This is a genomic window from Flavobacterium sp. MMS24-S5 (assembly GCF_050320125.1).
GTDB lineage: Bacteria > Bacteroidota > Bacteroidia > Flavobacteriales > Flavobacteriaceae > Flavobacterium > Flavobacterium tyrosinilyticum.
In genome coordinates, this window is record NZ_CP190016.1 from 3246091 (window position 1) to 3258413 (window position 12323).

Sequence of the window (12323 nt, forward strand, 5' to 3'; positions counted from 1 at the left end):
TGTTTAAAAACGCTCTGTGAATTTTAAATTTATGGAGCGTTTTTTTTGTAAGTTTAACCTCAAAAAAAAATAAAATTATGAAAGTTGGCCTGAGTTTGATTTTAATGGGGTTTGCCTTGTTTTCTTGTAAAAAGGAGAATGCAGAAATTACTGAAAAAGTAAATAATGAGGAAGCGGTTTCTTTTAAAGGAAATTCTTCTAGCACAAATTCTGTCTATACGGTTGCTTATTTGCCAACGTCGACGACAAAGCAGATTGTAAAACATCAATATTATACTTTGTCGTATAATGAAAAGTTCGAGCAGGCGGAATGGGTGGCGTACGAATTGAAAAAGGAATATTTAAAAAATAATGATTTTAAAAGACCTTATTTTATTGAAGATCCAAATGTAACGACAGGTTCTGCAGATTGGAGAAATTATAAAAATTCAGGTTATGATAAAGGACATCTTTGCCCTGCTGGAGATATGGAATTTAGTAAAGATGCCTATAATGATACTTTTTACACGTCGAATATTTCACCTCAGAAAAAGGAGTTTAATGCAGGGATTTGGAATAGAATAGAGCAGAAGACACGTTATTGGGCAGGAAAGTACAATGATATTTATGTCGTAACTGGCGGAATTGCGAAAGAATCGGATAAAAAGATAGGAACAGAAAAAGTTGCTGTTCCTAAATATTTTTATAAAATCGTTTTGGCTAAAACAGGTAAAGAGCACAAAGCAATTGCTTTCTTGGTTCCAAACGAAAAAAGCGACAAATCTATTTATGATTTTGTTGTTCCGATTGAAACTTTAGAAAAAATGACTGGAATTGATTTCTTCCCGAATCTTAAAAATCTAAAAAGCAGTAAGGATTTTTAAATACTATTTAGTCATAAATTAATACAGAATACAAATAAGAATGCATTTTTAGAATGAATAAGCAAATAATTTTTGTTGGTTTAATGATTGTTTTTGTCATAAACCAAGGCTATAGCCAAATAATACTGAATAAACAAAATATAGAAAATACACTTAATGAAGCCTTTAATAAATTTAAGGATTTAAAAGAAGGAAAAAATGCCGACTATATTCAAGAGCTTGCCAATGTTGATCCCAATATTTTTGGTATTGCACTTGTTACCGCAGAGGGAGCCGTATATACAAAAGGTGATATAACGTCTATGGTTTCAATTCAAAGTATATCGAAAGTGTTTACTATGGCAAAAGTAATTGAGCAAGAACGAACCACAATTTTTGGAAGACAAAGTAGGGGTAAATGCGACCGGATTGCCATTTAATTCTATTGTTGCAGTAGAAATACACAAAGGAGATAAAATTAATCCTCTCGTAAATCCAGGGGCTATTGCAACCACGAGCCTTATTCGAGGTAATGATTCTGTAGCAAAATGGAAAGAAATCCAGAAAATTCAGAGTGACTTTGCCGGAAGACCGCTTTCTATAAATCGTCCTGTTTATAGAAGTGAGGCTGGAGATAATTTGCGAAATCAAGCTATTGCGCATTTGTTATTGGCTTATAATAGAATATATTTTGATCCGGTACAAGCAACAGATCTTTATACAAAACAATGTGCATTGAATGTAAATGTAAAAGATCTTGCAACAATGGCGGCCACATTGGCAAATGGAGGTGTTAATCCTATTACAAAGAATAAAGTCGTTAGTCAGACTACTGTCATGTATACTTTGCCTGTAATGGCAACTGCAGGTCTCTATGATAATTCTGGAATTTGGCTGTTTAATTCGGGACTTCCAGCAAAGAGTGGTGTTGGAGGAGGAATATTGGCGGTTTGTCCAGGTAAATTTGGAATTGCGGTTATTTCGCCTCCATTAGATGAAACTGGAAATAGTTTGAAAGCTCAGAAAGTGATCCAATACGTTGTAGAAAAACTTAAAGCAAACCCTTATTGGATTACTCCCAAGTAGGTTTGAGGTAATAAAAAAAGAAAAGGCCAAAATTATTTTGGCCTTTTCTTTTTTGTTTTTGAAAGTTTAAAAAGCAGTAAGAGCTTTTAACTCTGCAATTGTTTCAGTTGGATTTTCGGCTTTAAAAACAAAGCTTCCGGCAACTAAAACATCTGCACCAGCTTCTACCAATTGTTTAGCGTTTTTGCTGGTTACACCACCGTCAATTTCGATTAGTGTTGAAGCATTTTTGCGTGTAATTAAGGCTTTTAGTTTCTTTACTTTATCATAAGTGTTTTCGATGAATGATTGTCCTCCAAATCCAGGATTTACGCTCATAATGCAAACCACGTCAATATCATTAATAATGTCTTCTAGTAAATCAACATTGGTATGCGGATTCATGGCAACTCCAGCTTTCATTCCTTCTGTTTTAATGGCTTGAAGCGTTCTGTGCAAGTGTGTACAAGCTTCGTAATGCACCGTTAATCCATTTGCGCCTAAATCGGCAAAAGTTTTAATGTATCGATCAGGATCAATAATCATTAAATGTACATCGATATATTTTTTGGCATGTTTTGAAATTGCTTCTAAAACTGGCATTCCGAAAGAGATATTCGGAACAAAAACGCCATCCATAATATCGATATGAAACCAATCTGCCTGACTGTTGTTAAGCATTTCTGCATCACGCTGTAAATTACCAAAATCGGCAGCAAGAACTGAAGGAGCAATAAGTGTATTTTTCATTGTATTTGTTGTGTGTTGTTTTATTGCAAAGATAAAGTTTAACCGCAAAGTTCGCTAAGAATTACGCAAAGTTCGCGAGGTTTTTTGTTTAATAAATAACGCAAAGAGCGCAAAGATTTTTCGCAAAGTTCACAAAGTTTTTTAAGCTATATTTTAGCAGAGCTAAGAGAACACAAAGCTTTGTGAACTTTGGCTTCTCAAATAATTTCAAATAGAAACTCTGCGAACTTTGCGAAAAAACTTTGTGTACTCTGCGTTACAAACATCTTAGGTAAAAAATAAAAAACTCCGGTAATCAGCCGGAGTTTCAATCATCAATCAAAAAACGAACAGTCAATCAAACTGTTGTTTGCGGTAAAATTTCAATTTAAAATGAACCAAATTCCAAGCCAATTGTAATTTGGGATTTTAAACATTGAAATTTAATATTGTTTATCCTAAATAAGTTTTAAGGATTTTACTTCTAGAAGTGTGTTTCAATCTACGGATTGCTTTTTCTTTAATCTGACGAACACGCTCACGAGTTAGATCGAAAGTTTCACCAATTTCTTCAAGAGTCATTGGGTGTTGGTCGCCAAGTCCGAAATACAAACGTACAACATCTGCCTCTCTTGGAGTTAATGTTTCTAAAGAACGTTCAATTTCAGTACGAAGTGATTCGTGAATTAATTCTCTATCTGGATTTGGAGATTCGCCAGAACGTAATACGTCATAAAGGTTAGAATCTTCTCCTTCAACAAGAGGAGCATCCATAGATAGGTGACGTCCAGAGTTTTTCATAGACTCTTTTACGTCGTTTACAGTCATGTCAAGTTCTTTTGCAATTTCTTCAGCAGAAGGCGGACGCTCGTTAGATTGCTCTAATAACGCATACATTTTGTTGATTTTATTGATAGAACCAATTTTATTTAATGGTAAACGTACAATACGAGACTGTTCAGCTAGAGCTTGAAGAATCGATTGACGAATCCACCATACAGCGTAAGAAATGAATTTAAAACCACGAGTTTCATCAAAACGTTGAGCCGCTTTAATTAAACCTAAGTTTCCTTCATTAATTAAATCCGGAAGAGTTAATCCTTGATTTTGATATTGTTTAGCCACAGATACTACGAAACGTAGGTTGGCTTTTGTTAGTTTTTCTAAAGCTCTTTGATCACCAGCCTTTATTCTTTGTGCTAATTCTACCTCTTCATCAGCGGTAATTAGGTCAACTTTTCCAATTTCTTGTAGATATTTATCTAACGATGCAGTTTCACGATTAGTTACCTGCTTGGTGATTTTAAGTTGTCTCATGTTGTTGTCTCCCTATTTTTAAAGTGTACAAATGGTTATACGTAAGGAGTATCAAAAAAGTTACAATATTTTAAAAATATTTTTAAAATTTATAACTAACACCAGTTTGAAGCGAAATACTGTATGGTTTAGCGTCTTCTTTTTTATTGAAAGTGCTTAAATAGTATTTGAATAAAGGGTTTATATCCAATGCAATACGTTCGGTCAATTTATAACTTAATCCGAGACCTAAATTGTAGGAGAAATTTACGCCTGAAAGATTTTTTGCTTCTCCTATATTTTGCTGAGACACATTTTCTGATTTTAAATACAGTTTGTTTTTATCCAATATTAAAAAACTAAAGCCTGTAAAAGCTTCTATTCCAATTTTGCTTTCGTCTTTTTTTATTGCGTAATTAAATTCTAAAGGCAGTTCATAATAAGAGAGATTTTGTACTAAATCTACTTGGTTAGAATCGCCAAATGTTTCTTTTACGTTTATTTCTGTTTTTAAATTGATATTGGTGTAATCTGGAATTAAATTCTCATTTAATCGCGTTGATGTTTTTAGATTTATCTTAGAAAATCCTGCTCTGAAACCAATTTTGTCGTACATCGTTTTTACATAAACGCCATAATGTGAGGTGATAGGATGACTTTTAGATAAATCATTCATTCTAGGACTAATCATGGATTTACTGTTTAAAGAGCCAAAAAGCGCAGGCCCGTAAAAAACGGAAATTGTAAATTCAGGTTCAGCTTCGGTTGTTTGCGGCGTATACTTACGTTCTTTATACTCTCGTTTTGGAGTTGTTTTTTTCTTTAAATCTATGCTGTCTTTTTTGGCAACACTATCCATTTTGAGTTCAGTTACTACTATTGAAGTTGGGAGGTCTTTTTTGAAATTATTATCAGTTATAGTATCTTTTTCTGTAATTGTCTTTTCTGAAATTGCGTTTTTTGGAGTTTTGTTTCCTGCAATAGTATTTTTTGAAATTTTATTGATTTCCTTTTTTTGAGTTTTCTTCGGATTTGTGAAACTAGATTTTGCTGTTTTTTGTGCAACACCGTTTTTAGAATTGCCTTTTTTATAAGCTACAATAGGTTTTTTAGCATTAATTGTATTTCGATCTTTTGCATTAGCTTTTATTGGCTTAGACGTGATTTGTTCTTTTTTAACAATGACTTTATACTTTTTTACCACTTCATATTCTTCGTATTCATTAGTCGATGTAACAAATTTGCTTGACTGTTTTACGAGTTTTACGGTCTTGGTTTTTTTAACAGTAGTAACTTCATCCGATCCTTTTTTTTGCAGGTTAACTGGCATAGTTTGGTTTTTCGAGCTAGTCGAATTAGAAGCGTTATTTTGTGATGGAGTTTTTGGGTCTACATTTTCTTTCTGAAAATCTGAATTAAGATACAGCAAGCTTGATAAAATTGTAACCGTAAGAATGCTAGGGATTAGCCAAAACAAAATTCTTTTACGTCTTTTATTATTTAAATCTTTCTCAATTTTAGACCATACAAAATCACTCGGACTTTTGTCTAAATTGTCCAATTTGTTTTTGATTGCTTTTCCTATTTCAGTTTTATTCTCCATTTTTTTGTTTTGAATAATAAAATGTATTTTTTGATTTGATTTTTAATTTCAGAATCTGTTTCGCTCGATGTAAATTTGATTTTGATGTGCTTTCGGAGATGAATAACATTGTAGCAATTTCTTTATGCGTATAATCATCGAGTTCGTATAAGCTAAAAACCAATCGGTATTGATGAGGGAGTTCTTGAACAAAAGATAAAATGGTGTCAAGAGAAAAATCTATTTCGCTTTCATTTACGGTGTCGTCTTGAGAGAAATCGTCTTTAATGGCAGTGAGCAGGTACGATTGCTTGTATCGCATTATGGCTTTATTGATCGTGATTCTTTTAATCCAGCCTTCAAAACTTCCGTTTCCTTTATAGTTTTTTATATTGGTAAAGATTTCAATAAAAGAATCATGCAGATTATCTTCGGCTTCTGCTTCATTAGGGCAATATTTCAGACTAAGCACAAAAAGAGTGTTTTTATACAATTGGTATAATTCTTCTTGTGCTTTTCTGTTTTGCCTAATGCAATCTTTTATGAGCTGATCTAAATTCAAATTTTAAAAACTATAATTTTGAAATTAATATAGTGCTTTGACATTCTAAAGATTTCTTGTTATATGCTGAAATTTCTCCCTTAGTAAAATCTTTATTAAAGTAAAAAGTGGCTTCTTTTGTGCCTTGTCCTTTCAGTAAAATTATTGAGCCACTTGTAACAGTCCATTCAATTTCATAATCGTCAGATGGTGCATTAAATGCTTTATAGTTATAGGTATATTTATATGAAGTTTCTGTTTCTACCCATATCCTGCCATCTACATCGCAGCAGGTTCCAGACGTTATATCTTTGCAATCCGGATCTTGATCATAGTATGCGCTATCATCTATTGGGATTGTATTTTTTGTTTCTGCAGCTTCATTATTGCATGAAAATAAAAAAACAAGCAGAATTGCCGAAATAAAAAGTGTTGCTTTTTTCATCTTAGTTAGCCTTTTATAATCTATAGTATAAAAACATTTAAAAGGTTGCGTAACTATGAAAAAATAAAAAGCCCATGTTTCTAACTTTTTGAAACATGGGCTTTTAGTAGTTGTAATTTTTTTTAATTTGTCGCTGTATCTTTTACTTCAATTAATTCTTTAATAGAAACTGGAGTTCCGTTTTTTGCAAAACCTTCCAATCTTATTTCATAATTTCCTGCAACATCAGAAGTGTAGAATGAAGTTTGAGAATCCTTATTTAATTTTACATCAGGATTCCAAAGCAATTGATTTCTGAAATCAGGAATTCTTGCATTATCAGCTAAGTTTGTATAATCTACATTGTTGTAGATTTTTTTAAGCTGTGGTCTCAAAATTGTAGTTTTTAGAATTGAAGAACCGCTTTGTGTGCTTGCGAAATCCTTATCAAAAGTTATAAAACTTACTAATCCGTTAAATGATTTTGGTCCAACATAATATCTTCCGACAATAAGGTCGATTCTATAGATATTTTTCATGTTGTATTTTAATAAATCAATTTGGTTTTGCAATTGCAATCCGTCAACTAGTACTAATGCAGGATCTGGTAATTGAGGGAAAACAGATGGATCTGTTACATGCAAATGCATGACTCCGTTATTTTCTTTATGATATACTTCTGTTGTAACCTCTGTTATTGTTTCTTTTAATGTTTTAAATCTCGTATAATCATCCAGAACGTATTCTTTTACTTTAGTGGCATAGAATGGATCTTGAGTAGTTTGCTTTTCTAAGTTGTCCTTTTTTCTATGGATATAAGCATTTTCAATTTGACTTGAAACCGCTCTGTCTAAAAGGCTTTCCTTAAATGTATATGATAAATTGTTATTTGGCGAAAATGCTAATTGCGTTGTGTTTATGCTTGGAAGTTCGTCCAATGTAATAGAATAATTATCAGCACGCTCATCAATTACTTGAATAATGATGTTTGGATTGTAATTCTCTTTGTCAATGCTAAAAATAAATCGTCCTTCTGAATTTGTCTTTACTACTTGAAAAACAAAAGATTTTCCTGGTAAAGAAAAAGAAACCGTAACATCTTGAATCTTATCTGTTCCGCTTTTAGAAACCACTTTACCCGATATCATTTCTCCTCTTAATTCTGGAAGCACTGCTTTTGAATTACCATCTAACACAACAGTATTTGATGGTATAGTGGCAAAATTTGTTGCCGAAATTGAATTTTGAGTAGGAATGTTGTCTAATTTTCTAACAGATAAAGAGTAACTTCCTTCTTTAATATTATCATTTGAAGATTCTAGTTTTAAATCGACATGTTCGCGACTAGAGAAAACTTTTTTGTTTAATCTAAGGTTTAAATCTGTCGCGTTTACTGAACTCTCTAAAGTATTTGAAGTGCCAGTTAAAACATTGCTGTTTGGAGTTTTTTCATTTGTTTTATAAGGATTAACAATATTAATATCCATTTGAAAAAATTCTGAAGCCGGTTTGTTTAACATCCAATTGGTGTAAGCAACTAGTTTATAGCTACCTGTTTTAAGAGTAGTCGGAATAAAATAATCTCCTTGTCCTAACGCATTTTCTAGCTTGATTTTGGCTTTAAAAACGCTTTTTTTATCGCTGTCTACCAATTCTACATAAGCAATTTTACTAATATGGCTTATGGTTTTGTCAGACGATTTTAAGCAGTAAATTTTATACAATAATGTCTCACCCGATACAAATGTCGATGCATTGGCATGAAGGTAAATAGTTTCGTCTACAACAATATTTTGCTGTGCGTTTCCTAATTGTGTGCTAATTAAAACAAACAATAATAATAGGTGCTTTATTCTGTCCAAAATGAAGGTATTACGTTAGATGAAAATGTTGTGCAGTCTCCGCATTCTATAGGTACCATAGTATAATAATCGTTGGTATTATAGCTGTACCAAAGTCTATAGCTGTTAAGTTCTGTTATTAATTGTCGTCCAAGGCAAGGAGGATCACCAAATCCGAAACAGAATCTGTACTCAGCGTCAATACATGGCACATAATACGGAGGTAAAGGTCTTCCCGGATATAAGTCGGCATAATTAAAAAACATTCTTTTTGATGATACAGAAGATACGTCAAAAAAGCCTATTACTTTGCTTTCAGTATCGGTAACGCATTTAATATTACCATTTAAAAAACCAGGCTGTTTAGGCGATAATACACTAGAGCTGCTTGAAATTTCTTTTAATGTTTTGTAAAAAGTATAGGCTTCAAGATTTTGTACGTATTGGCGAACTAGAATACTATATCTGTGACTGATGATATAATTCTGGTCACTTATAAATCGCACAGGAAAATTAACGCGGTCTTCTTGTAGATTTGTTGTTGATGTTTGAATGATATCAACAGATTTTTTTGAGCCATAACAAATTTGAATGTCTAATGGACTTGGAATAAGTGCAATTTCTTGTGGGCCAGTTGCAATTAGTTTTTGGTCACCCCATTTTGGTGCGATTATTTTATAGGTTTCTTCATATTCGTATCTGTAGTATTTTGAAGTATTTGTTGGGTCGTAGCTTTCAACACTTATCTGTACGCCTTCTCCTTCTTGGGTTGAAACCACTTTAGGGACTAGGTTTTCAATCTGATTTTCAGTTGTCAAAACTTCACTTGTAGATTGGTATTTTTTACCGCCTTTTGTAGTGATTTCTAAAGAATATTCTGTGTTAGGTTCTGCTTTAAACTCTAAATCAGAAATATATTTTTCTGAATTTTCAGTAAAATGATAGCTATTTCCTTTATTGTCGGTAACCACAACATTCGCACCTGTTTCTACTTGTATACCTTCTTCTTCCAAACGAGCAGTTTTTGTTAGTTTAATTTCCTGCTTTTTTAATTCATTTGTTATAGTTGCTTCTACAACAAGTGCCTCCTCGTAAGAATCAGTCTTAAGGTTATAGGTTTCAGTACAACTAATGAATATAGTGCTCATTAGTAATAATACTGTTATTTTATTTTTTAATAATGTTTTCATGATTTTTTAAATTCTGCTTTACGGAAGATTAAAATTTAAAATTATAAGTTATACTTGGAACGGGAATAGAAAAGATTGATGTTTTGTATCCCTTTAATTTTCCGTTTGGATCTGTTACAAAAAATATCGAATACGGATTATTTCTTCCTAATACATTGTAAACAGAAATATTCCAGAAACTATGCGCTAATTTTTTAATTTTATGATTCCCTTCAATGTTGATACCGATGTCTAAACGAATGTAATCTGGTATTCTAAATTCATTTCTATCGCTATATAAAGTGTATTGTGCGCCTCCAAGATTATATGTTCCAATAGGGTAGGTAATTGGTCTTCCCGTTTGGTATATAAAGTTTGTTGACAAACTATAACGTTTTGTGAATTTGTAATTTAAAACAGCGCTTAAATCATGTGGCTTATCAAAATTAGAAGCGAAGAATTTACCATTGTTTACAATTTCTTCATTAAACTCGCCATCTAATTTAATCAATGATCTTGAATAAGAGTATCCTAACCATCCATTTAATTTACCAACTTGTTTTTTAATTAAAAACTCTACACCATAAGCTTTTCCTTCACCTTGTAAAAGTTCTGTTTCTACATTTTCGTTTAGCAATAATTGCGCACCAACTTTATAGTCTAAAATATTTTTAGATTTCTTATAGTAACCTTCTAAGCTAACTTCGTATTCATCATCTCCAAAGTTTTTAAACAATCCTAAAGATGCTTGTTGTGCACTTTGTGGTTTTACGTTTGCATCAGATAATTTCCAAGTGTCAGTAGGAGATTGTGTGGTGTTGCTAGACAAAAGATGAATGTATTGTCTTGTTACGTCATAACCCGCTTTGATAGAAAAATCTTCTGTAACGAAATAACGTGCCGCTATTCTTGGTTCTAGACCTCCATAAGTTGTTACAACTTCATTATTGTTGTAGTGCTTTGTGTCTATAATTGTGGCATCACTGATTGGTTTGCCACTTTCGTATGTATTAACATCGGCAGGCCCTAATGATGCGTATAAAGAATATCTTAAACCAAGATCAATCAATAATTTGTCGCTTACTTTATAATTGTCTGCTAGGTAAATTGCCGATTCTAATCCTTTTTCCTTATTAATATCAGTTGGAACTAAAGTTGAATTAGGGTTTGTCGGATGCTGGTAGCCTGGTGAAATATTATATAATTTACTAGCTAAACCATAAGAAAAATTGTGTTTTTCATTCAACTTATAATTCATCTTTAATTGCAATTGAGTCTCGTTTATTTTATATCCGAAATCAAAAGAATTAACATTGTCCGAATGATAATCTATGTTGAATTTATATTCACTATTCGTTAAAATAAGAGCTCCTTTGTTTTTGTCATTAAAAGTATGGTCCCATTTTGCAGAAAATAATCTGTTGCTGTATTTGTATAATGAATCTGAACTCAATCTGAAACGGTCATGACTGTAATAGGCCATTGCTTCAATTGCATTTTTACTGTTGATGTTGTTTTGGTATTTTAAAATTCCATCATAAAATCCAGCTTCACTATTTTTAAGCCTTTCATCATCCAATTGTTTTAAAATCCAATCAGAATATGTTGCACGACCACCAACAATTATGCTTGATTTATTTTTTTCAAGAGGCACACTTAATGTCAAGTTTGAAGTAATTGGTCCTATAGCACCTTCTCCAGAAATTTTCTCTTTGTTTCCGTTTTTTGTCGCAATATCAAATACAGATGATAGTCTTCCTCCAAAATCGGCAGGAATACTTCCTTTGTAAATGTCAGCTTTTTTTGTTGTGTAAGGGTTAACGGCAGAGAAGAAACCTAAAAAGTGCTGTGGATTATACACCACTGCATTATCCAAAAGAATTAAGTTCTGATCTTCTTTTCCTCCACGAACGTTAAATCCTGAAGATCCTTCACCAGTAGTTTTTATACCAGGGAAAGTAGTAGCAACTTTAAAAATATCTCTTTCTCCAAGAATAAGAGGAACATTTTTTATGTTTTCAATATCAATAGAAACCAAACCAGATACAACTGTTTCTGTAGCTCTTTGTCCTTTCTTTTTAATGACTACTTCGTCTAATTGATTCGATTTTTCGTTAAGTTCTATATCAAACTGACCGTCATCGTATACGACTAAAGTCTTTGTAACCTCTTTATGGCTAAGTGACTTTATTTCTACTATGTTAATTCCTCTTGGTAATTGTAAAGTATAATTTCCGTCAAGATCACTTGATGTGCTTATGTTTTTATTTTTTACCTTAATATAAATATTGGCTTCTGGTTTTCCGTTTTCTTCATTTTTAACGGTTCCAGTAACTGTAAATGTTTTCTTTGTTGTGTCCTTATTTTCTTTGCCTATAAATACAATAGAACTCTTTTTGCTTACACTATAGCTACTAGTTGAGTCATATTGCTGATAAAAAACAGGATTGTCATTTTGATCATTTCCTTGGCTGTTTGTTTGAAGTGGTTCGTCTGGGAAATAATTGGATGGTAAAGTACTATATATTGTACTGTTAAGCGTCAAGATCACTTTATTCTTGATAACAACATAATTTAAGTCTGTTTTATTTAAAACAGCAGACATAAATTCATCAATACTAACATTATTAAAAGTGCCAGAAATAAGTGTTTTGTTAGAATTTAGCCAAGCCGAATCAAAATAAAATTTATAAGATGTCGATGATTCAATACGTTTTATGGTGTTTTCTAAAGTTTCATCTTTTAAAGTAATCGATAACTTCTCATTAGAATTTTGCGCAAAAGACAATTGAAAGGAGAAGACGATAAGTAAGGAGAGTAAAATTTTTTTCATT

Annotated in this window: 11 protein-coding genes; 3 read left to right on the forward strand and 8 right to left on the reverse strand. The window is 32.2% G+C overall.

Annotated elements, in window-relative coordinates:
* Positions 1-77 precede the first annotated feature (77 nt).
* From ACPWTF_RS15040 to ACPWTF_RS15050, 3 genes are read left to right on the forward strand one after another with little or no spacing between them, the layout of a single operon-like run.
* Positions 78-863: a DNA/RNA non-specific endonuclease gene (locus tag ACPWTF_RS15040; protein WP_427871884.1), complete on the forward strand. Its 786-nt coding sequence runs from the start codon at positions 78-80 to the stop codon at positions 861-863.
* Positions 864-916: 53 nt separating this feature from the next.
* The gene (locus ACPWTF_RS15045) at positions 917-1282 is read left to right on the forward strand and encodes a glutaminase (RefSeq protein WP_427871886.1); all 366 of its coding nucleotides are present in this window, start codon (positions 917-919) and stop codon (positions 1280-1282) included.
* Positions 1239-1928, forward strand: coding sequence for a glutaminase (locus ACPWTF_RS15050; RefSeq protein ID WP_427871887.1), 690 nt, complete (start codon positions 1239-1241; stop codon positions 1926-1928). The genes ACPWTF_RS15045 and ACPWTF_RS15050 overlap by 44 nt, the downstream gene beginning before the upstream one ends.
* Before the next feature lie 66 nt (positions 1929-1994).
* Here the strand turns inward: ACPWTF_RS15050 and rpe are convergent, their stop codons facing one another.
* The 8 genes from rpe to ACPWTF_RS15090 all read right to left on the reverse strand — a co-directional run bounded on the left by rpe (position 1995) and on the right by ACPWTF_RS15090 (position 12322).
* Positions 1995-2657: a ribulose-phosphate 3-epimerase gene (rpe, locus tag ACPWTF_RS15055; protein ID WP_427871889.1), complete on the reverse strand. Its 663-nt coding sequence runs from the start codon at positions 2655-2657 to the stop codon at positions 1995-1997.
* A 432-nt stretch (positions 2658-3089) separates the two neighbouring features.
* The gene (locus ACPWTF_RS15060) at positions 3090-3953 is read right to left on the reverse strand and encodes a sigma-70 family RNA polymerase sigma factor (protein ID WP_007804760.1); all 864 of its coding nucleotides are present in this window, start codon (positions 3951-3953) and stop codon (positions 3090-3092) included.
* Positions 3954-4035: 82 nt separating this feature from the next.
* Positions 4036-5535 (reverse strand): hypothetical protein, encoded by a 1500-nt coding sequence (locus tag ACPWTF_RS15065; protein ID WP_427871893.1) that lies wholly within the window; start codon positions 5533-5535, stop codon positions 4036-4038.
* On the reverse strand, positions 5525-6076 hold the full coding sequence (locus ACPWTF_RS15070; RefSeq protein ID WP_427871895.1) for an RNA polymerase sigma factor: 552 nt from the start codon (positions 6074-6076) through the stop codon (positions 5525-5527). Before ACPWTF_RS15070 ends, ACPWTF_RS15065 begins: the two co-directional genes overlap by 11 nt.
* A 10-nt stretch (positions 6077-6086) precedes the next feature.
* The gene (locus ACPWTF_RS15075) at positions 6087-6500 is read right to left on the reverse strand and encodes a hypothetical protein (protein ID WP_427871896.1); all 414 of its coding nucleotides are present in this window, start codon (positions 6498-6500) and stop codon (positions 6087-6089) included.
* A gap of 122 nt (positions 6501-6622) precedes the next feature.
* The gene (locus ACPWTF_RS15080) at positions 6623-8341 is read right to left on the reverse strand and encodes a hypothetical protein (RefSeq protein ID WP_427871897.1); all 1719 of its coding nucleotides are present in this window, start codon (positions 8339-8341) and stop codon (positions 6623-6625) included.
* Entirely contained in the window at positions 8329-9510 is a 1182-nt protein-coding gene (locus tag ACPWTF_RS15085) for a DUF4249 domain-containing protein (protein ID WP_427871899.1), read from the reverse strand. The genes ACPWTF_RS15080 and ACPWTF_RS15085 overlap by 13 nt, the downstream gene beginning before the upstream one ends.
* A 28-nt stretch (positions 9511-9538) precedes the next feature.
* Positions 9539-12322 (reverse strand): TonB-dependent receptor, encoded by a 2784-nt coding sequence (locus ACPWTF_RS15090; protein WP_427871901.1) that lies wholly within the window; start codon positions 12320-12322, stop codon positions 9539-9541.
* Position 12323: the final 1 nt, after the last annotated feature.